19 protein-coding genes and 1 pseudogene are annotated in these 19,996 nt (G+C 42.4%); 11 read left to right on the forward strand and 9 right to left on the reverse strand.

The genetic code is table 11. The features are described 5' to 3' along the window. Positions 1 to 97 precede the first annotated feature (97 nt). Positions 98 to 2,086 (forward strand): ABC1 kinase family protein, encoded by a 1,989-nt coding sequence (locus V7K35_RS01475; protein WP_335075775.1) that lies wholly within the window; start codon positions 98 to 100, stop codon positions 2,084 to 2,086. Positions 2,087 to 2,223: 137 nt separating this feature from the next. Here the strand turns inward: V7K35_RS01475 and V7K35_RS01480 are convergent, their stop codons facing one another. Both V7K35_RS01480 and V7K35_RS01485 read right to left on the reverse strand, forming a co-directional pair. Beyond that, positions 2,224 to 2,658: a hypothetical protein gene (locus tag V7K35_RS01480; RefSeq protein ID WP_335075777.1), complete on the reverse strand. Its 435-nt coding sequence runs from the start codon at positions 2,656 to 2,658 to the stop codon at positions 2,224 to 2,226. Positions 2,659 to 2,952: 294 nt separating this feature from the next. Then, positions 2,953 to 5,937: a valine--tRNA ligase gene (locus tag V7K35_RS01485; protein ID WP_335075779.1), complete on the reverse strand. Its 2,985-nt coding sequence runs from the start codon at positions 5,935 to 5,937 to the stop codon at positions 2,953 to 2,955. 145 nt (positions 5,938 to 6,082) lie between these two features. Here V7K35_RS01485 and V7K35_RS01490 point away from each other — a divergent pair, with 145 nt between their 5' ends. The 3 genes and pseudogenes from V7K35_RS01490 to V7K35_RS01500 all read left to right on the forward strand — a co-directional run bounded on the left by V7K35_RS01490 (position 6,083) and on the right by V7K35_RS01500 (position 7,626). After that, positions 6,083 to 6,451 (forward strand): GxxExxY protein, encoded by a 369-nt coding sequence (locus tag V7K35_RS01490; RefSeq protein WP_335075781.1) that lies wholly within the window; start codon positions 6,083 to 6,085, stop codon positions 6,449 to 6,451. 48 nt (positions 6,452 to 6,499) lie between these two features. Further along, a pseudogene (locus V7K35_RS01495) lies at positions 6,500 to 6,685 on the forward strand (MFS transporter); the annotation flags it as partial. Next, complete coding sequence (locus tag V7K35_RS01500; RefSeq protein ID WP_335075783.1) at positions 6,640 to 7,626, forward strand: N-acetylglucosamine kinase; 987 nt, start codon at positions 6,640 to 6,642, stop codon at positions 7,624 to 7,626. The pseudogene V7K35_RS01495 and the gene V7K35_RS01500, both read left to right, overlap by 46 nt. 26 nt (positions 7,627 to 7,652) lie before the next feature. Here the strand turns inward: V7K35_RS01500 and V7K35_RS01505 are convergent, their stop codons facing one another. Next, positions 7,653 to 8,393: a dienelactone hydrolase family protein gene (locus V7K35_RS01505; RefSeq protein ID WP_335075785.1), complete on the reverse strand. Its 741-nt coding sequence runs from the start codon at positions 8,391 to 8,393 to the stop codon at positions 7,653 to 7,655. 379 nt (positions 8,394 to 8,772) lie between these two features. Here V7K35_RS01505 and V7K35_RS01510 point away from each other — a divergent pair, with 379 nt between their 5' ends. The 3 genes from V7K35_RS01510 to V7K35_RS01520 are packed head-to-tail and all read left to right on the forward strand — an operon-like array spanning position 8,773 to position 12,602. Continuing rightward, positions 8,773 to 10,887: an McrB family protein gene (locus V7K35_RS01510; RefSeq protein WP_335075787.1), complete on the forward strand. Its 2,115-nt coding sequence runs from the start codon at positions 8,773 to 8,775 to the stop codon at positions 10,885 to 10,887. Next, a complete protein-coding gene (locus tag V7K35_RS01515) occupies positions 10,865 to 12,448 on the forward strand; it encodes a DUF2357 domain-containing protein (RefSeq protein ID WP_335075789.1) in 1,584 nt (527 codons plus the stop codon). Before V7K35_RS01510 ends, V7K35_RS01515 begins: the two co-directional genes overlap by 23 nt. A 22-nt stretch (positions 12,449 to 12,470) precedes the next feature. Next, complete coding sequence (locus tag V7K35_RS01520) at positions 12,471 to 12,602, forward strand: hypothetical protein (RefSeq protein ID WP_335075791.1); 132 nt, start codon at positions 12,471 to 12,473, stop codon at positions 12,600 to 12,602. A gap of 201 nt (positions 12,603 to 12,803) precedes the next feature. Here the strand turns inward: V7K35_RS01520 and V7K35_RS01525 are convergent, their stop codons facing one another. Continuing rightward, positions 12,804 to 14,075, reverse strand: coding sequence for an FGGY-family carbohydrate kinase (locus V7K35_RS01525; RefSeq protein ID WP_335075793.1), 1,272 nt, complete (start codon positions 14,073 to 14,075; stop codon positions 12,804 to 12,806). Positions 14,076 to 14,274: 199 nt separating this feature from the next. Between V7K35_RS01525 and psaM the strand changes: the two genes are divergently transcribed. After that, entirely contained in the window at positions 14,275 to 14,364 is a 90-nt protein-coding gene (gene psaM, locus V7K35_RS01530; RefSeq protein WP_040630342.1) for a photosystem I reaction center subunit XII, read from the forward strand. A gap of 248 nt (positions 14,365 to 14,612) precedes the next feature. Continuing rightward, entirely contained in the window at positions 14,613 to 15,023 is a 411-nt protein-coding gene (locus tag V7K35_RS01535; protein WP_335075795.1) for a hypothetical protein, read from the forward strand. Between the two features lie 374 nt (positions 15,024 to 15,397). Here the strand turns inward: V7K35_RS01535 and V7K35_RS01540 are convergent, their stop codons facing one another. After that, the gene (locus V7K35_RS01540) at positions 15,398 to 16,117 is read right to left on the reverse strand and encodes a tetratricopeptide repeat protein (RefSeq protein ID WP_335075797.1); all 720 of its coding nucleotides are present in this window, start codon (positions 16,115 to 16,117) and stop codon (positions 15,398 to 15,400) included. 519 nt (positions 16,118 to 16,636) lie between these two features. Between V7K35_RS01540 and V7K35_RS01545 the strand changes: the two genes are divergently transcribed. Both V7K35_RS01545 and V7K35_RS01550 read left to right on the forward strand, forming a co-directional pair. Continuing rightward, entirely contained in the window at positions 16,637 to 17,101 is a 465-nt protein-coding gene (locus V7K35_RS01545; protein ID WP_334796268.1) for a hypothetical protein, read from the forward strand. Positions 17,102 to 17,107: 6 nt separating this feature from the next. Further along, complete coding sequence (locus V7K35_RS01550; RefSeq protein WP_335075799.1) at positions 17,108 to 17,665, forward strand: glutathione S-transferase family protein; 558 nt, start codon at positions 17,108 to 17,110, stop codon at positions 17,663 to 17,665. 339 nt (positions 17,666 to 18,004) lie between these two features. On the opposite strand, the gene V7K35_RS01555 is transcribed toward V7K35_RS01550, so the two are convergent. The 4 genes from V7K35_RS01555 to V7K35_RS29570 all read right to left on the reverse strand — a co-directional run bounded on the left by V7K35_RS01555 (position 18,005) and on the right by V7K35_RS29570 (position 19,725). Then, positions 18,005 to 18,496, reverse strand: coding sequence for a YajQ family cyclic di-GMP-binding protein (locus V7K35_RS01555; RefSeq protein WP_273767944.1), 492 nt, complete (start codon positions 18,494 to 18,496; stop codon positions 18,005 to 18,007). 81 nt (positions 18,497 to 18,577) lie between these two features. Beyond that, positions 18,578 to 18,976: an MAPEG family protein gene (locus tag V7K35_RS01560; RefSeq protein WP_335075801.1), complete on the reverse strand. Its 399-nt coding sequence runs from the start codon at positions 18,974 to 18,976 to the stop codon at positions 18,578 to 18,580. Between the two features lie 80 nt (positions 18,977 to 19,056). Beyond that, on the reverse strand, positions 19,057 to 19,560 hold the full coding sequence (locus tag V7K35_RS01565) for a DNA recombination-mediator protein A (RefSeq protein WP_334796264.1): 504 nt from the start codon (positions 19,558 to 19,560) through the stop codon (positions 19,057 to 19,059). Positions 19,561 to 19,641: 81 nt separating this feature from the next. Further along, positions 19,642 to 19,725, reverse strand: a complete 84-nt coding sequence (locus V7K35_RS29570; protein ID WP_442939660.1) for a hypothetical protein — start codon at positions 19,723 to 19,725, stop codon at positions 19,642 to 19,644. Positions 19,726 to 19,996 lie beyond the last annotated feature (271 nt).

Here is a 19,996-nt window from a genome sequence, read left to right on the forward strand (position 1 = left end):
TTAATTCCAATGCCCTGTTTTGCCTATACCTAATGCTCAATTTCTAAACATATTGTTACAATACTTAATGTGATCGTTCTGACTGGTGGCCTTCTTCATGATTGTTAAGACACTTCCCCCTAGTTCCCGACCGATTCAGGAGGACAGTCGCAACGGCACAAATAGCCGAGGCGAACTGGACGTTATTGATGTAGTGCCAGAAAATGGTACACCAAGCTTAGTTGTACGCTCGCCAAGACTCTTAGCTGCCCAAAAGGTGAGGACAGCAGCCCAACCTGAGACGCTTTACGATCCTGTGGGCATAGCGGCGCATTACCAAAATAGAAAAGTGCAAGTTTTACGGCGGATTTTTGCCGTGTTGGGGCCGACTCTATCCTTTGCTTTTGGGTTGTGGTCGGATAGCAAACGGGGAATTGTCGCTAAAAATAACCGCCGCCGAGCCACTCAGCTACGAGTATTACTTACCCAACTGGGGCCTGCTTACATCAAAATTGGACAAGCTTTGTCCACCAGACCGGATTTGGTTCCTCCCGTATACTTAGAAGAATTAACTAAGTTACAAGACCAATTGCCGCCTTTTGCCAACGAAATTGCTTACCAGTTTATCAAAGAAGAACTAGGCGCACCTCCAGAAGAAGTTTACGCCGAACTCTCAGCCCAGCCAATTGCTGCGGCTTCATTGGGACAAGTCTATAAAGGTAAGCTAAAAACTGGTGAAGAAGTCGCTGTTAAAGTTCAACGCCCCGACTTAAGAGAAGGGATCACCATTGACTTATATATCTTGCGTAACCTCGCCGCTTGGGTGCAGAAAAAGGTTAAACGCGTAAGAAGTGACTTAGTTGGTATTCTTGATGAATTAGGCGATCGCATCTTTGAAGAGATGGACTACATCCATGAGGGTGAAAATGCCGAAAGATTTTTCGAGTTATACGGTCATATAAAAGACGTATATGTACCGCAAATTTACTGGGAATACACCAATCGTCGTGTCTTGACGATGGAGTGGATTAACGGTACGAAATTAACCCAGACAGAAGAAATTAGCGCCCAAGGGATAGATGCTCGTTATCTAATTGAAGTGGGTGTCCAGTGTTCCCTACGCCAACTGCTAGAACATGGATTTTTCCACGCCGATCCCCACCCTGGTAATTTGTTAGCAACAACCGATGGCAAATTGGCTTATCTCGACTTTGGGATGATGAGCGAGATTAAGCCACCACAGCGTTATGGTTTAATTGAAGCGATCGTCCACGTCGTCAACCGCGACTTTGAAGGATTAGCAAAAGACTACGTTAAGTTAGATTTCTTATCACCAGAAACTGATTTAACACCAATTATCCCAGCTTTTGCCAGAGTCTTTGCTGATGCCCAAGGAGCCAGCGTAGCCGAACTTAACATTAAAAGCATTACCGATGAACTATCGGCTTTGATGTATGAGTATCCTTTCCGCGTACCGCCCTACTACGCTTTAATTATTCGCTCTCTGGTGACGCTCGAAGGGATTGCAATATTTATAGATCCCAACTTTAAAGTCCTCAGTGAAGCTTATCCCTACGTTTCTAAACGCCTGTTAACAGACCCAGCACCGCAATTAAGAACATCATTGCAAGATTTGCTATTTAAAGATGGCAGATTTCGCTGGAATCGCTTAGAAAACTTGTTACTTAATGCGCGTAAGAGTCAAGACTACGACTTTGACTTAGTGCTGAATCAAGGGATAGAATTTCTGTCATCTGAACGCGGTGCTTTCATTCGTGACAAGCTGGTAGATGAATTTGTCAACGGAATCGATGCTTTAGGTAAAAATGTTTTGCACAACTTCACCTATCTGCTGCGAGAACGCGTTGGGTTGACAGCAGTAAATAAAACTCCGGCGGCGACAGTTGAGCAACAACAAACCTTGGAGCATATTAAACGTATATTAGGTATTCTCCGAGAAACACGAGGCTTTGATCCAGTGCAACTTGCGCCCCAAATTGCCCAGTTATTGGTAAATTCTGATGTCCAACGTTTGGGTCAAAAAATTGCCAGCCGCTTCACGCAAAAGGCTGTAGCCAGGTTAATTCGGCAATTATTGGCATCCTAGTAAAAATTATGAGTTAAAAACTTTTTTAACTCATAAATCATTCACTCTAGCAACTATATAACCCAACTCTTCCAGCTTTTCTAAGACCTTAATTACACTTTGAGTAACGCTTTCTTAGTTAGTTTTGCATTCGACTTTTAACTTTCCTCTTGGAGATAGCCATTTTTATCGCGTTTGAGGCTTTCTTCTAAGGCTTGAATTTGTTCACGACGAGCTTCCAATTCCAAGGAACGCCGCGCTAAGTCTTGGTTTTGCAACGTCAGGGATTGTCGCCAATGTTCTGCTCGTTCAGCTTCCTGCTGCAAAAATTCTGGAGTAATGCCGCTGGTGAGGTAGTTTTGTACTAAATGAAGTATCCAGTTAGTAGCATCTTCTAGTTTTTGAATGTCGCCTGTAGGGGAAAGTTCTACTAAAACAAGCAAGTTCTCACTGATAATTTTTCCCTTTCCCAGCAAAATAAAAGCCTCTTCTGGAATTATCGCCCACAAGTTATCAGCTTCTTGACGCGCCAACAAGCGTAACTGGTGCTGGTCTAAAAAATCGTTTTTACGCACCTGGGCTAGATATAGCATGAGAGTCGCTTCGCTCCAATTCAAAATTCAAAATCACCGTTGGCGCAGCGTCTGCGATTGGAGAAGTTCTAATCTAAGGAAGCCTTAAGCTTCGACTTCTCTGGAGTAACGGAAACGTTCCCGGCTCCGCTCAAAATTCCAAAAATGATTTTTAATAAAAAACAAGGACAAAATTGGTATTTGGAATAAATTTAATTGGTAATGGGTGATTGGGAATTAATAACTTTCCCATTACCCATTACAGTTATCCTAAGCCATGTAGGTGACGCCTACAGCAATCCCTTCAAACGATGCCTACGGCAACGCCTTAAGGCGTACGCGCAAAATTTCAGCTTGCTTCTGTGCTTCTGCTAAGGCATCCCGCGCCCCCTGTACCACGTCGGCTCTAGCTCTATCCACAAAACTAGGATTGTTTAATCTGGTACTCAGGGATTGAACTTCGGCTTCAGCTTTACTCAGGCTTTTGTCTAACTTGGCACGCACAGCTTCAATATCCACTACACCGCTAAGAGGAATTAGCACTTGTATTGTACCAATCACACCAGCGATCGCATTTTCTGGTTCTTGTGATTGTTGTGATTGTCTCTGCGGGAAAAAGCGTCTCCATAAACTAAGTCTCGCTTGAGCAGTTAGTAAATTTTGGCTAACAAACCAAGCTGTGTAACTAAAACCAACTATTTCAAAGAAAGTTCCGACAATGGGAGTATCATCAATGGCATTCCCTACAGCTAAACCCAATCTACCTAAGAAAATCGCCAAAATAACTAAGCCAATTGTCTTCAAACCACTCTGAGGTTTTTTAGCAGCAACAGTTTGGTTTTCTTGCTTGTCAGTAATGCTTAAAGTCTCAACCTTAGCCAAATCTTTAATGTAATCTTGTCCAGCAGTCAGAATTTCCCGCTCCTTCTCACTTTCAGTTTGCAAATTCGCTATCACTTTTACCCCTGGCTTAATATCCGCTTCAGCACGCAAATTCCGAATTGTGCGGATAGTCGCAATCAGCAATTCAAACTGTTCTTCCAAAGCTGGAGCAATCAAGTTTGCATCCACCTGGGGATAGATTTGTAATGGTAAAGTTTGTGGGGAATCTGCTGGTTGTTGGGTGAGAGTTTGCCAAATTTCCTCGGTAATATGAGGCATCAAGGGATGAAGCAGTTTCATAATCCCTTCTAATATGTAGCCGAGGGTTTGCTGTGCTAACCGCCGCGATGCTGGATCGGCATCTGCTTGCAATCTGGATTTCACCAGTTCAATATACTGATCACAGAAATCACCCCAAATAAAATCGTACAATCCCTTAGCTGCTTCCCCTAAACCGTAGTTGTCGATGAAATTGGTAGTTTGTTTGACAACTTGATGATACCGCGAGATAATCCAGCGATCGCTCAATTCGGTAGCGACTGGGTTCCCCAATTGTTCCGGTGTCTGTCCATCCAAATTCATCATCACAAACCGGGCTGCATTCCACAACTTGTTAGCAAAGTTGCGGGACGCTTCTACCGATGCCGATTCATCCTTTTTGCGATCGTATTCCAGGCGGATATCTTGACCCGCACCAGCCACTTCTCTAATTAGGGTGTAGCGCAGGGCATCAGTACCATATTTGTCAATTAATAACAGCGGGTCAATGCCATTACCTTTGGTCTTAGACATCTTCTGACCTTTTTCATCTAACACCAAGCCGTGGATGTAAACTGTTTGGAAAGGCATTTGCCCCGTAAAGTGCCCACCCATCATAGTCATTCTCGCTACCCAGAAAAAGATGATGTCAAAACCTGTCACCAAGGTAGTAGTCGGGTAGTAAGTTGTTAAATCCTGAGTTTGTTCCGGCCAGCCCAGAGTCGAAAATGGCCAGAGTCCAGAAGAAAACCAAGTATCTAGCACATCTGGGTCTTGTTCTAGTTTGACATTCTCACCAAATTGTGCCTTCCCTTTCTCCCAAGCTTCAGTTTCCGATTTCGCCACCACAAACGGCGTATTATCAGTAATTTGCCCATCCGTTTCACTGACAGCGTACCAAGCCGGAATTTGGTGTCCCCACCATAATTGGCGAGAGATACACCAATCAGTGAGTTTTACTAGCCAATCACGATAAACTTTAGTCCAGCGTTGGGGGACAAACTCTGGGGAAGTTTGCTGGTCAAGGAATTCGAGAGTTTGGTCAGCGAGGGGGCGAATTTTGACAAACCATTGAGTCGAGAGGAGAGGTTCAATGGGTACTTTACCGCGATCGCTGTAGGGAACGGTATGTTTATAATCTTCTATCTTCACCAGAAAGCCATCTGCTTCTAAGCGAGAAACCACATTTTTTCTAGCAGCAAAGCGGTCTTGTCCTTGAAACTCCCCAGCATTGGCGTTGAGAGTGCCGTCTTTGTTCATAATGTTGATTAACGGCAGATTGTGACGCTTACCCATGTCAAAATCGTTCGGGTCATGGGCGGGAGTTATTTTTACGCAACCCGTGCCGAAAGTGGGATCAACGTATTCATCGCCAATGATCGGAATTTCTCGGTGTAGAATTGGCAGAGTTAGAGTTTTACCGATGAGATGTTTATAGCGATCGTCATTGGGATTAACTGCTACAGCCGTATCGCCCAGCATCGTTTCTGGTCTAGTTGTCGCCACCTCCACATAACCGGAACCATCGGTGAGGGGATAACGGAAGTGCCAGAGATTTCCGTTAACTTCTTGATTTTCTACTTCCACGTCAGACACAGCCGACTGGGAAGCGGGACACCAGTTAACTAAATATTCACCACGATAAATTAAGCCTTCCTCGTAGAGGCGAGTAAATGCCTCGACAACAGCTTTGGATAAACCCTCATCCAGGGTAAACCTTTCCCGTGACCAGTCCACCGAGACACCCAAGCGTCGTAGCTGATTCAGAATCGTTCCCTCAGATTCCGCTTTCCATTGCCAAGCGCGTTCTAAGAATTTCTCGCGCCCCAATTCGTAGCGAGTTTTACCCTCTTTTTTGAGTTGCTTTTCCAGCATACTATGTACAGCAATGCTGGCGTGGTCAGTTCCGGGTAGCCACAGGGTATTGCGCCCCTGCATCCGGTGGTAGCGCACGAGGGTATCAATTAAGGCACTTTCAAAAGCGTGACCCATGTGCAAACTGCCGGTGACATTCGGTGGGGGAATGACAATGCAGTAGGGTTCGCCGCCTTTGTTGGGGTCAGCTTTGTAAACTTGGTTGTCTTCCCAGAATTTTTGCCACTTGGCTTCGGTGGAAAAGGGGTCGTAGAGACTGGGGAGATTGGGAATGGTTGCGGTCATGCTGGGCAAACTAGGTATGGAAGGACTTTAATAAATTTTGCCATAGGGTTGGAGAGGGATTGATGGAAACGTAGACACGAAGTGGCTTCCCGAAGGGTACCGCCAAGACGCCAAGGACGCCAAGAGAAGGGAGCCAAGTGAGGAGGTGGATAGACTAATTTATGCTGTGATTGGGGCGGCGATTGAGGTGCATAAAGTGTTGGGGCTAGGGTTTTTGGAGGAGGTGTATAAGGAGGCGCTAATTATAGAATTTTTCAGGTGCGGTATACCTCATGTGGTTGAGAAAGGGGTAACAGTAAATTACAAAGGACATGAAGTAGGCAAGGGTAGATTAGATTTTCTGGTTGCCAATTGTTTAATTGTGGAATTAAAAGCTGTCCAAAATTTAGCCCCAATCCACGAAGCTCAAGTCCTCTCCTACCTTAAAATGACTAATTACCCCCTAGCCCTCCTCATCAACTTTAACGTCCCCCTCCTCAAAGACGGCATCAAACGCATCATCCTCTCTTCTTAATCTTCCCTTGGCGCACTTGGCGTCTTGGCGGTTCGTTAACCAAAATCCATGAAACAAACCATATCCCCTTCCCCTTGGACATACATCCCCACCCTATATTTCACCTCCGGCATACCCTACGTCATCATCAACACAGTTTCCGTAATCTTTTACAAAAAACTCGGAATAGATAACACTCAAATCACCTTATGGACAAGTTTTCTCTATCTACCTTGGGTCATCAAAATGTTTTGGGAATAGATGGCGGCGGTAGCAAGACTGTTTGTGTCTTGATGGATGATTTGCGTCAAGTGCTAGGTCGTGGTGAAGCAGGCCCATCTAATTATCAGAGTATAGGTATTGAAGCCACTCTCCAATCTATTCAATCTGCAATTCACAATGCGGTTGAGACAGCAAGAATTACAAATAATGTGAAGATTGACGCGATATGCTTGGGTTTAGCAGGTGTAGGTCGTGCAGCAGATATCGAAGTAGTAAAAGCTTTAGTACAAGAGTTGCAGAATAACAAATTGCCTATTACTTGGACATTACAGCCAGCGAATATTGTAATTTGTAACGATGCTTTAATTGCTTTAGTTGGTGGAATTGGTCAACCTGTAGGAATCGTAGTTGCAGCAGGTACTGGCTCGATAGTTTTTGGGCGAAATCATCAAGGACATACCAAGCGAGTTGGAGGCTGGGGATATATTTTAGGAGATGAAGGTAGCGCCTATGAAATTGCGATCGCAGGCATGAACGCAGCATTAAAATCTGATGACGGACGGGAAATATCAACGAGTTTGATAGAGGATTTCAAACAGCATCTTGATTTGGAAAGTATAGAAGATTTAATAGAAGTAATATATCGCCAAGGATGGGAAGTAAAACAGATAGCTGCTTTAGCACCAATTGTAGATTTTGCAGCAGCATCAGGTGATATAGTAGCAAATACTATCATTGATGATGCTGTCAAAGAGTTAGTGAAAGCTACATCTACAGTAATTGATGCAATTTTTACTGCCAACTCAGTTTTAGAAGTAGTTACAACAGGAAGTGTCTGGCAGGGTAAATGCAATATTCATGAAAGATTTGCAGCATCTATTGTTAAGAAGTTTCCTGAAGTAAAGGTGATTTTTCCGAGGTATGAACCTGCTTATGGTGCTGGTTTGTTAGCATTGCAGACAACTCAACTTTGATGCCAAGAAAGCAATAATAGGAGTTTTCAGTCTGTAAATATGCGCCCCAAAAAAGTTATTATTTCAGACCAAGCTGCGGTGCTAGCACTAGAATCATAACGATAACCGTCATCGCGCATAAATGTATGTTCTGCTTCATACAAGAAAACTTGGTGAGGTATGTTAGCATTCTCAATTGCTTTTATTATAGTTTGGCGATCGCTCTCTGGTATATGAGGGTCAAGAGTACCGAATACCATTAGCATCTCGCCTTTAATTTCACTTACTCGCTGAATTGTATCGGCTACCTCTTTACCCAGTTTACCACTGGGAATACCAGTAGGGTAACAGCAAACAGCAGCCCGAATTTCGCTTTGAAATGCGGCGCGGAATGCTAAATGTCCACCAATACAAAAGCCGAGAGTGCCTATTTGATTTGGAGAAACCGCACTCTCTGTTTTCAAAAATTCAATCACAGCAAGGCAATCGGCATCATAATCAGCTACGGAGGTTCGACGCGCATCATCATTACCGCGCATCCTTCCCAGATCGTCTGGTTCAATTACTAAACCAACTGGCTCAATTCGGTGAAAAATTTCTGGGGCTGCTACTACATAGCCGTATCCTGCTAAGTAGTTAGCTAGACGAATCATGGGATCACCTAACTGATAAATATCACTGTAGAAGACAATACCAGGGTATTTTCCTGCTGCTTTGGGAGCTGCAACATAAACACGCATTAAGCTGCCATCTACTCTTAACTCAACGTTGCGCTTAGTGATTTGCACTTTTTTGTCTCCGTGTTACGCTTGCTGTCATTAGCTTCTACACTGTAGCGCCGCAGTATCCGGTTACTTTCAACCCACAATTTGGCGTTCTTTTACCATCACTGCGATCGTTTAATATCACCAGTTGTTAAGAATTTTTCTGAGGTAAAAGTAATTTTTGTGAGGTATGAACCTGCTTATAGTGCTGGTTTATTAGCGTTACAGAGGTTAGCAAGGGAAGCTGAATGAAAAAGCGATCACATTTTAACAAAGAAACGAACCGCAGAGGCTCAGAGGACACAGAGAGGTTAAGAGTGCGATCGCATTTCTCAAGTAGTGAAGTGCTTGAATTTGGTGTAGTATGTCACAATAATAATTTTAGTTATTGTTATCAGGCCAAATGACAGAAGTTTTTGTAAATCCAGAATGCCCATTTTCATTAAAAAGCTTTGACCTTCTTGCACAATTAAAGAAAAATTCAAGAAAAAAAGATTTTTATTTAACAAATGAAGAAGATTTCAAAAACTATATTGAGCAACCATTTCAGCAGCTATACCAGCTTATCATTGCTCAATTATCAGGTGAAATAATAAAACAAATTAATACAAATATTCAGTTAGATAGTTATTTGACTGAACCATATTTTGAATACAATTTATTTTTAAAACAAATGGAAACTCAATGGAATAATGCTCAATTTTTTATACGGATTATCGAAAATGGTTTATGGTTTGGGTTATATATCTCTGAGAGAAGTGTGAATAGGCAAAAATTTATTAAAAATCTCCAAAATAACACAACACTCAAAGAAATTCTTCTTCAAAATACTCGAATACATGAGAATTTGTCTTTTTATTCTGAATCTAGTCAGCAGATTAGTACAATTAATCGTTTAGCTGACTGGTTAAAAATTGTAGCTCGGCAAAAGAGTGCTACTAAGTGTATTCAAGCTACTAGATATCTTACATTTTATCAAATATTAACTTTTGACTATCAACAGCTAACTAATGAAATAAAACAGGTATTTGAAGGAATTTTTCCTATATTTTTGGTTGCAACGTGTGATGAACCAATTACAGCTATTGAAGAATATTTACATCAAACTAATATAAAAAATGGTAAATATTACTGCCGACAAGGAGTGAATAAATATCAAGAAGGAAACTACCAAGATGCTATTAAACAATTTGATATAGCTTTAGAGCAAGCTCCAAATATAGCCGATGCTTATCGATATCGAGGAAAAGTAAAAGCTGAATTAGGACATACTGACGATGCTATATCTGACTATAATTATTTACTACTTATTCAACCTAAAAATTACGAAGTTTACGATGAGCGAGGTCAGATTTACTATAAGCTTGAAAATGACGAGAAAGCCATTGATGATTATAACCAATCTTTACATATTAATCCTAACTTTGCTTTAGCATATTACCATCGAGGACTTACATATTTAGAACTGAATAATCAGCAAAAAGCTTTTGAGGATTTATACAGAGCTACAGAATTATTTGATAAGGAAAAAGACGTGGATAATTACGAAGAAGCAGAGCGTATCCTCAAAACTATTTATCCAGACTATTCTGAACCTTTGTTTACAGAGATTAATCAAAATATCCGCTCTAAAGGTCTGCGTATTTCTGAAAGTATCTTGCGACGCTACCACTTAGCCCTTAAAACTAGAAAATTTGTAATTCTTTCAGGAACTAGCGGGACTGGCAAAACTTGGCTTACCAAAGCTTATGCTGAGGTAGTAGCGGCTGAATACCTTTTAGTTCCTGTGGCTCCTAATTGGACTACTAACGAAGATTTGCTCGGCTACTTCAATCCAATGGACAAAGAATACCATTACACTGCGTTTAGTCTTTTTTTAGAAAAAGCGGCTCAAGAGTATGAACAAGCTCAAACAGAAAAACGCACCCCCAAACCTTACCATTTGATCTTGGATGAGATGAACTTAGCACGGGTAGAGTATTACTTTGCCAAGTTTCTCTCAGTGATGGAAGTTAGGATGCGTGAAGGACTAGCCCAAATTGAACTTGCATCTGAGAAACAAATTTTGTTACCACCTAACCTTTACTTTATTGGCACAGTCAATGTAGACGAAACTACTCACAATTTTGCTGACAAAGTTTATGATAGAGCGCAAATGATAGAACTTGAGGTTTGCCGTAATGATTTATTTGAGCATTTGGGCGAAGTTGACTATCGTGAAATTTTAATGGAAGTTTGGGATAATCTGCACCTAGTAACTCCATTTGCTTTTCGTGTTTTAGATGAAATAAATAACTATGTGAATGAAGCTAAAGTTTTGGGTATCTCTTGGGAAGAAGCTTTAGACGAACAATTGTTACAAAAGATTCTGCCCAAACTAAAAGGTGCTGATGATAGAGTGGGAGAAGCCCTTAAGGCATTTGTTGATATTGCTGAAAATAAATTTAATCTAAGCCACGCTAAAGCTAGCAAAATGCTAAAAACATTTGAACAACATGGATTTACCTCCTACTTCTAAACTGAGTTTTATTAGCCGCGAAGGCGAGATTATAGAGGCTCCAGGTGAGTGGCAACCTGCTTGGCTGGAAGTTCATGTACCTCAAGAAAAATTACAACAAATACGGCTTTGGCTTCAAGATAAAAAACTCCCACTTTTGGTAATGGATTTGAGTGGAAAGTTTCGAGTACTAGCTGATTGGCCTCGCTCAAACCCTGGCTATTACCAACTGCGACTTGAGTATCAAAATGAGATTGAGGAACAGACAATTGCGGTTTGGCCTCAGAAAATTAGTCGTGAAGCCTTTGCTCAGATGCTAGAGGATCTCGATTCTCGTCTGCCAACCTCAGTAGCGATAGGCTTACAGCGTACCGGGGCTTTAGCTGGTCTGAAATTACCACAATTAGGCGAAACTACTTTAGCTCAGGAACTACTTCGCTTACGTCGGGCTATTAATGGCACAGGCAAAAGACCAGGACTGAGTGAGATTTTGAGTCGACTTGCTCGCAATCCTCATCAAATTCTCAAAACTAATGAAATTTGGGTTCGGCAAGATCAAGTCCGCAAACCTCCTCTTGGGACTCTAGTTCAAGCTTTTTTTCGAGGGCATAACTTGGATGTGAGCGGAAGACCGATTCGCGTACCGGATCTCAGAGTTGAGCATACTGTTGATGTTTATGAGAACCAGTTGGTTAGGTTATTTTTTGAGCTTGTCAATCAGAGACTTAGACGAATTCGGCAAGCTTTTGAAGCTGACCCTAAAGGTAAGCCTTTGGAAGAGATTAAATCTCTGTTTTACCAATTAAAAAAAGCCCGTCAACAAGCAGATTTTCTGGATGAGGTGAGCCAGCCTAAATATTTGCCCAATCAAATTACAATGGTTTTGTTAAACCGTCCACTTTACCATGCTGCTTTGGAAGGCTATCTGGAATTTATCAGAAGTCCTGCTGTGCGTTTGGATGATTCAGACCTTGATGCACCTTTGGAGAATCTCTACAAACTTTACCAAATTTGGGGAACTTTGTGGATAATTGCAACGCTGCTGGAAGTAGCTATAGACAAAGGATACAAAGTTGAAACCCAGTGTTTAGTTGCTAGGGATAAAACGGGAGTCTACGTCAGAATTTTACCCAATGGACAACCAGCATTAGTTTTAATTCACCCGCAACACAAGACAAAAATTAAGTTAATTCCTGAACGAAGCTATGGCAAAGATGGAGAACTGCAAAGCGCCAGCGTTACATTGCGCCCTGATGTAGCAGTAGAGATCAAACTAGCTAATGGCTCTCAACAAGTCTATTTATTTGATCCCAAATACAAACTTGAGAGTGAGTCACTGGAAAACACAAGCAACGAAGGAAAGCCTAAAAGTGTTGATATTCAGAAGATGCACACTTACCATGACGCTATCCAAAACAGAGAAGGTAGGCAAGTAGTTAATTATGCTGCGATTATTTACCCTGGTTCCTATGTATCTCATTCCAACGCTGAAATTGAGGCTCTTCCAGCTTATCCTGGAGCTGAAACTACCCTACAGGAGCATCTGAGTCGGGTGCTAAATAAAGCCCTCGAAGTTTCCTGACAATAAATCATCTGGACTTCTGATGTCGGACTTGACGAATCCGGTAAATGACATTCATGGCTTTCTTTTACCATCACTGCGATCGGTTAATATGCCCAGTGAAAGTTTGTGCGATCGCCTTAATACACTCGTTACCTTAGCGACGGTAGGCTAGTTAAAACTCACACCAATAATTAATAAAGGGGATAGATGACATTCGCTTGTGGCGAAGCACCCATCCCCGAATAGCTGCCCAGAGAATTAACCTGGAATCTATAGTCCGGTATCTAATAGTTCCAATATCGGCCGAGATATATCGATTGTCACTGGGATAGATACTGATTTACGAAATACCTATGAAAAGATAGTTACACAATTACTCTTGTTCACCCCTTCTTCCTTTCCCCATCGCTAATAGCGCCGTTCCGTAAGCAGCTTCTGTATATACTGACGCGACTACAGGAACCTGCAAATAACGCGCCCTAATCGCAGTCCAAGTATCATTCGCTGCGCCACCGCCAGCAGTATAAACACGGCTCAACTTATCTGCGCCCATTTGTTGTAATAATTCATATCCTCGCGCTTCTATACGGGCAATGCTTTCTAACAACCCATGCAAAAATTCCACTGGATGATCTGGGCGTGGTTCTAAACGTGGGGCTAGATTGGGATCATTAATCGGAAAGCGATCGCCTGCTTTCAACAACGGATAATAATCTAACTCGCTGGCAATTGAAGCATCAATCTCCCGGCTAAGGCTTTCTAAGTCAGCGTTTGTGAAAAATTGCTTTAGCACTGCACCCCCAGTATTAGAAGCACCCCCAGTTAGCCACAAATCACCCAACCGATGGCTGTAAATCCCATATCGCGCATCTTCTACACGGGTACAACTTAACAACTTTAGTACCAACGTTGAACCAAGGGAAGTCACAGCTTCACCAGGTAATTTTGCCCCACTGGCGAGAAAAGCGGCAATACTATCAGTTGTACCTGCACACACCAGACAATCACGGCAAAAACCGAACTTATCGGCAATTTCAGGACGCAATTTTGCAATGGGAGTCCCAGGAGTTAAAACTTTGGGTAGCTGTATCGGTATTTGCAACTTTTCTAGCCATTCTGGGTATTTCAACTCTTCTACGTCATAACCCAGCTTTAAAGCATTATGGTAATCGCTAATACCCAACTGACCATGTAGGAGAAACGCCAGCCAATCTGCTTGATGCAGGAAATATCTAGCTTCGCTAAAAGAGGGTAATTGCCTCATCCACAAAAGTTTGGCCAGGCTGGAGGTGGCACTCAACACGGTATGATTAGGAGGTACTATACTCCTCAAATGCTCTAGCATCAATGATCCCCGCGCATCGTTATACAACAATGGTGCATCTGTGGGATTGCCAGCAGCATCGACCAACAAGACGGTGGAGGAAGTACCATTAATTGCGATCGCTTTAATTTCTCGCCGCAATTGATCAGGTATTAGTTCCACCAGCACAAACAAAGCCTCCTGCCAAATTTTTGGCATAACAGGGGCTGGTGAATCCTGGAAGGGATATCGTACCTCAGCTTGAATACAAGAACCTTCCTCGTCAATCACCACACCGCGGGCGCCAGATGTGCCAAAGTCGATACCCAAATACAAATTCATATTTTTATAAATTTTTCTAAAGTCGAATCACTAACGACTACTGACCAATAACTGCTTTTGTTGCATCTTGTAACAAGATATTCCCCAATCTTGGCAAAACAAGGAAAAGTAGTAAACGAACTGTTCAAAATCCATTCAGGTTAGGAGGTTTTCAGCCATGCCTATCTTAGATACTCTGTACATTGCTCAGATATCTTCTATCTCAGATACTCAAGTCTACATCGCTCTAGTTGTGGCGCTGATCCCAGGAGTTCTAGCTTGGCGATTAGCCACAGAACTTTACAAATAACGCTACGATGTGACACAGTTAAAAAGCTAATAATCCTGGCAGTACGGGGTGCAATTTCCAATGCTTGTGGCTTTATGCCATAAGTAGCTAGGATGGCACTTACGTAAGCCAGGTTATTTTTTAACTGCTGCAACACTTGTAGTTATTTCAAAAAAATGAAGTAATATGACAGCTAAATCAAGCAGTAATTAGCGCCAGAACGCTTTTGCAGTGCTTCCCTTTATTAAACGAGGTTATTTTTTAGCATCATGAACGCGATTCAACCCTCCAAACCATCGTTACAACCTATACAAAAACGCCGGGCCGTTCCTCGACCAAAGCGGCATCTTCGTCAACGTTCTTACCAGGTGATGGCACTGGAAAGCACAGCCAAAATAGCGGTTAATCTTGCCGTTACAGCCGTTGCAGTATCTGCATTAGCACAACTTTTGCCTTATCATTGGTTACAGCAAGAAAAGTTGCGAGAAATTAGTACTGAAGTCAAGCTGATGGAAAGACATGTAAATGGTTTGCAGGCGAAATTTGGCCGTAACTTCGATCCTCAGCAAACTAAAACTATTATGCAAGAACAAGGATACCGATTTGATCCCAGCCAGCGTCGGGTCGTGTTGATGAATCAGGATCGCCGAGAAGATGAACAAACTGAGTCATCACCCTAAGACAAATAGCGAATTTGGGATTATTCAGGTTTCTTGTGATTCAAGCTACGCATAAACCGGGTGTTAATTTATATTATTGCTAATAAATAATGGTTAATAGCTAATTTTTGAATAGCTATGTAGTTATCATCTATTAGTCATTAGCGATACAGGGTCGCTCCAATTCAAAATTCAAAATGAAGAATCTACTTTTTGAATATTGAATTTGCAAAAAGAACTAAATCTAGGACTTACGCAAAAATTGCCAACTTCGCTTAATTTATTGAACCGCCAAGACGAGGCAGTGCGTTGGGCGGCTCTGCCGACTTGAAGCAACTGCCGTGCCAAGAGCGCCAAGAATTCGTAGAGTGTGCGTAAGTCCTATAATCTACCAATTAGGATGCTGATTCAGATAGCAACTCGTTTAGCCAATTTTCGAGTTGTAAACGCAAGCGACAACCCGTAATATCCTTATTGTTGTCGATAGAGGGCAGTTGAGTGAGGGCACGACGATAATCAGCGATCGCACAATTCCAGTCGCCCCAAAGATGGTAAGTCCTGCCGCGTTCAGCCCAGATATGACCTTCTAGTTGACCGAAAAGCAGTGCTACCTCAAAATTCTCAATTGCCTCTTCATAGTGTCCCAAATCACGCCAGGTAATGCCTCGGTTAATCCACGCCCGGACATGACGAGGATTGAAATCAATCGCTTGATCGTAGTCGGCAAGTGCTGCTGCTAATTCTCCACAAGCAGCGTAGTAATTTGCCCGATTATTATAAGTACTAGCTAAATAGGGATTAAGTTTCAAGGCGGTGTTATAGTCGTCAAGCGCTTTTTGCCTTTCACCACTTTGGAAATAAATCAGCCCGCGATTGTTGTAATCAACGGCATTGTGCGGATGGCGAAAAATTAGTTGGTTAAAAAGTGCGATCGCCTCAGTATAATCTCCTTGTTGAGCCGACTTCAAAGCAAAAGAGCGTAAGTAGCTATCCCCTAAAGTAGATTCGCTGCGATCGTTCATCCTCTGCTCTTGAACTTTATTTGTACTATTTAGAACATATTTGTATTGCTTACTTTGCTGGTCATCGTTAGCTAGAAATGAGTGAGTGTTCATCTTTTCCTACATGAAATCAATGCTTTTTGAAATCCAATTCTAGTTTTTTACCGCTAGTGGTTTTACCACTGTCTCTATTTTTAAGGTATTTAGGGTTACATTAAAGCTATCTAAAGAGAGAACTTAACTTAGCCGCATAAGAGAAATTTACGCCCTAAATAAACAATTGCTCCTCAAACCTAATCATGGATACTTGATCCCGAAGCTGAATTCCAGAAATAGCAAATGTTAATCTCAAAGACTAGTCAAGTAGTGAGAGCAACAAATTGGTAGAATGCCAACAAGCCGTTCATTAAACAGAGGATGAGCAGGATAAGGGATAAGGGTAATCTGTGAGAGAACAATTAATACCGAATGACGCTACTTGCTTCTCCTGTTCAAAGACGCAACTCTTAGAGAGGCTCCGCCAATGCGTAGCTTGCTTCCCCGTAGGGGTACAACCGAGGGAACCCCGGCAACGCAGTGCCTCCCCCATGCCCCAGCCTCTAGATTCAATTTTTAAGTTTTGAGAAATTTCTGATGACAACCGCAATTTCCTATCCCAATGCCCCTGATTTAGCAACCGATGATTACATTGTTATCGGCTTGGCAACCTGCTTCGTCAAAGAAGATGGAGAAGTTTATCAAATCGAAGTTATAGAACCGATTCCCTCTGCGGCTTTGGAAGCGCTTTTAAAGGGCATCCCTACCTCCTATAAGCTGGCTCATGCAACAACTTTGGGATCTGTGCTGGATGGCGACTCACAACTGTTGCCAGATGGCTTTCCAGAGTCGGCTCAGTTTGGAGAGGAATTTCTGCCACGGGCATTTGCAGCAGCTCGTACCTACAAGCGTCGTGAATCTGCAAAATCCCTGATTCCCTTAGGTACAAACTACACTGAATTTAAGTATTCCATTGAGCGCAAGCGGGTGTTAAATGCCGCTAGAGTTGTCACTAAAGAAGACAACGTTAAACAGCATTCTCACACTCACAAAGTTCTTTAAGTAATTATGCTAAAACTTTACGGCGGTGCTAGGAGTCGAGCGTCAATTGTTCAGTGGTATTTAGAGGAATTAGCAGTCCCCTACGAATTTGTCAAGCTCGATATGCAGGCAGGTGTTCACCTCCAGCCTGAATATTTGGCAATTAACCCAATTGGTAAAGTTCCAGCAATTGTTGACGGGGATTTTCAGCTTTGGGAATCTGGGGCAATTTTGCTGTATCTTGCCGATAAGTATAGTAAAACTGCACTTTTACTCCAAGAACGTGCTGTATTTTCCCAATGGGTGTTGTTTGCCAATGCTACCCTTAGTCCAGGAATTTTTGTAGAAGCGAGTCGGGAGCGGGAAATGCCCCGCTTGTTGACTCCATTAAATGAAATTTTCAGTAAGCAACCTTTTTTGCTGGGTAATGAATTCACTGTTGTCGATGTGGCAGTGGGGTCTGTTCTGAATTACATTCCCATTATGCTGAAGCTAGACCTTAGCTCCTACCCAGCGGTGTTGAATTATATGAAGCAGTTATCTGAGCGTCCGGCATTTCAAAAAAGTATTAGCCAACGGGCTTGATTGTACCTGTTTTCAATACGGTGAAATACAAATGGTTCGTAGAGGCTGATAGCTTTCATTGGTGTTAACTTAAGCCAAAACCCTTTTCAAACCTCGTTTCCAGCCCCTGGTTGGAAATGCTGTTCATTGCGGTGTCGCGAGTCAAGAAGGCGGAGCCTATGAGTATGCATTCCCAGTCGGAGACTGGGAACGAGACAATCTTTAAAAGCTAGTTATAGACTGGTTTTAACGTTAAATTGACACCAATGGATAGCGATACGCCCCTATCCTGTATTACATCCAAACAAAAAATATTCACAAAACTTATTTTGGGTGGGCACTGCCCACCATACAAATCTTTTAACGATAATTTGTAAATTGCAAAGCAACTGGGTAGTCTTCTTGTTTCAGCCGCTGCATAACTACTTGTAAGTCATCTTTAGATTTGGCAGAAACCCGCACAACATCCCCTTGGATTGAAGCTTGTACCTTTTTGAATTCGTCGCGAATCAATTTGGAAATTTGTTTGGCGATTTCCTGACTGATGCCTTTTTTGAGTTTGATTTCTTGACGGACGCGATTACCACTAGCTGATTCAACTTTGCCAAAATCAAAGATTTTCTGGGAGAGGTTACGCTTGGCGGCTTTTTCCCGCAGGATGGTGTGTACAGAATCTAAGGTAAACTCGCTATCAGTACTAACGTTAATGCTTTCTTCGACTAACTCGACAGTAGTTTGAGTGTCTTTAAGGTCGTAACGACCTTTGATGTCTCGGATAACTTGATCGACAGCGTTAACCAACTCTTGTCGGTCAAAGTCGCTCACAATGTCAAAGGAAAAAGTAGAAGCCATAAAACATTTTGGATTTTAGATTTTGGATTTTGGATTGGGTATTGGGAAAACTTTTCCCAGTCCCCAGCCACAACTCCCCAATTAACTAGTAGCTTGGATGATGCTTAAGAAGATGAGACTGGCAGAGCCAAGGATGCCAATGCCAAACATCAGCGATCGCAAAAGGGGTATATTCAAAATATAAAAAATTGAGTATAGCAAACGGGCCACCACAAAGGCGATCGCAGCCACTTGTGCTATAGAAGAATTTACACCAGTTACGTATGCCATCAAGGCAGCTGCCGCAAACACCATAAACGCTTCAAAGGTGTTCTGATGTGCCCAAGTAGCTCGTTGGGCGTATGGTGGCAATTTATCAAACATAGCACGAGGAGTAGAAAACATTTCATACCCAATCCGCGCACGGGCATAAGCTACCACCAAAAATGGTAGGTAAATCAGAACGGCAGCAGCAGCGATCGAGTACAAAAAAATTATCATTACTTATTAGTTATTGGTTATTAGTCATCAGTCATCAGTCATTAGTCAAATATAAAGGACAAATGACAAATGACAAATGACTAATCAAAGTAGAAGAGGGTCACTACTTTTCTTTGTTCTTCTGCATCTTGACAAGTTTGCAGCAGGGTGCCACTGTCGTGAAATGCAAAGCAGATCAGTTGCTGGCAACGAGAGACAATTTCCTTGTTGCACAGGTAACTAGCTTCAGCAAGGGACAAATTATCATTACTGGAATTTTCCACTAGATGCATTACCTGTTCTAGTTGCTGGCGCGACTCCAAAGGCTGGCGTTCCAGGCTTTGGGGTAGAATCACCGTCAACAAATTCGGATCAGCCCGCGTTGCTCCCTTGATGGCAGCGGAATTTGTACCTGTAGCACCAGAAGTAATGATGCGATTACCCGATAGAACTAGGGCATATGTCATCATTTCAATAAGACTCTGATGCGTAATCGGGACGTGACGAGAACCTAGCAAGGCAATTCTTTTAGAACCCGTTTGCTGGATTGTCGCCAGTTCCTGCGCTAATGTATCGAGGTTAATTAGGTCTGTTGATTGGCTCAAAGATGGACATAATCCGATTAAACGACCCAGATATTTTACCAAACAGCGTGTAGGTGCGAGGCGAACCTGAGTTAGACTTTGCTACAATTTTTCGATTGTTTGGATTACTTGGTCACACCAAGCCAGCCAATGTGTTTCATAAGTAATGCCATTCAGGAGAGTCAAATACTGAAATTTTGCTGATTTTGGGAGTTCTTGCGGATTCTAAAAGCATTCTTGTTCTAAATCCTTGTACGCAGATAATTTTTTTAAGTGGGCTTTTTGGTAACGCTCTAGCTCTGCCAAAATCATCTGGTTAGAAGCAATATGCCAGCAAAAATCTTAACAAGCAAATCATCTTTAATTATAGGACTTACGCAAAAATTGCCAACTTCGCTTAATTTATCGAACCGCCAAGACGAGGCAGTGCGTTGGGCGGCTCTGCCGACTTGAAGCA

Origin of the sequence: Nostoc sp. (assembly GCF_036917275.1) — a bacterium.
Lineage (GTDB): Bacteria > Cyanobacteriota > Cyanobacteriia > Cyanobacteriales > Nostocaceae > Nostoc.

Coding starts and splice junctions, on each gene's coding strand:
- V7K35_RS01475 (WP_335075775.1), top strand. CDS start 98: ATGATTGTTAAGACACTTCCCCCTAGTTCCCGACCGATTCAGGAGGAC.
- V7K35_RS01480 (WP_335075777.1), bottom strand. CDS start 2,658: ATGCTATATCTAGCCCAGGTGCGTAAAAACGATTTTTTAGACCAGCAC.
- V7K35_RS01485 (WP_335075779.1), bottom strand. CDS start 5,937: ATGACCGCAACCATTCCCAATCTCCCCAGTCTCTACGACCCCTTTTCC.
- V7K35_RS01500 (WP_335075783.1), top strand. CDS start 6,640: ATGGACAAGTTTTCTCTATCTACCTTGGGTCATCAAAATGTTTTGGGA.
- V7K35_RS01510 (WP_335075787.1), top strand. CDS start 8,773: ATGACAGAAGTTTTTGTAAATCCAGAATGCCCATTTTCATTAAAAAGC.
- V7K35_RS01515 (WP_335075789.1), top strand. CDS start 10,865: ATGGATTTACCTCCTACTTCTAAACTGAGTTTTATTAGCCGCGAAGGC.
- V7K35_RS01520 (WP_335075791.1), top strand. CDS start 12,471: ATGTCGGACTTGACGAATCCGGTAAATGACATTCATGGCTTTCTTTTA.
- V7K35_RS01525 (WP_335075793.1), bottom strand. CDS start 14,075: ATGAATTTGTATTTGGGTATCGACTTTGGCACATCTGGCGCCCGCGGT.
- V7K35_RS01535 (WP_335075795.1), top strand. CDS start 14,613: ATGAACGCGATTCAACCCTCCAAACCATCGTTACAACCTATACAAAAA.
- V7K35_RS01540 (WP_335075797.1), bottom strand. CDS start 16,117: ATGAACACTCACTCATTTCTAGCTAACGATGACCAGCAAAGTAAGCAA.
- V7K35_RS01545 (WP_334796268.1), top strand. CDS start 16,637: ATGACAACCGCAATTTCCTATCCCAATGCCCCTGATTTAGCAACCGAT.
- V7K35_RS01550 (WP_335075799.1), top strand. CDS start 17,108: ATGCTAAAACTTTACGGCGGTGCTAGGAGTCGAGCGTCAATTGTTCAG.
- V7K35_RS01555 (WP_273767944.1), bottom strand. CDS start 18,496: ATGGCTTCTACTTTTTCCTTTGACATTGTGAGCGACTTTGACCGACAA.
- V7K35_RS01560 (WP_335075801.1), bottom strand. CDS start 18,976: ATGATAATTTTTTTGTACTCGATCGCTGCTGCTGCCGTTCTGATTTAC.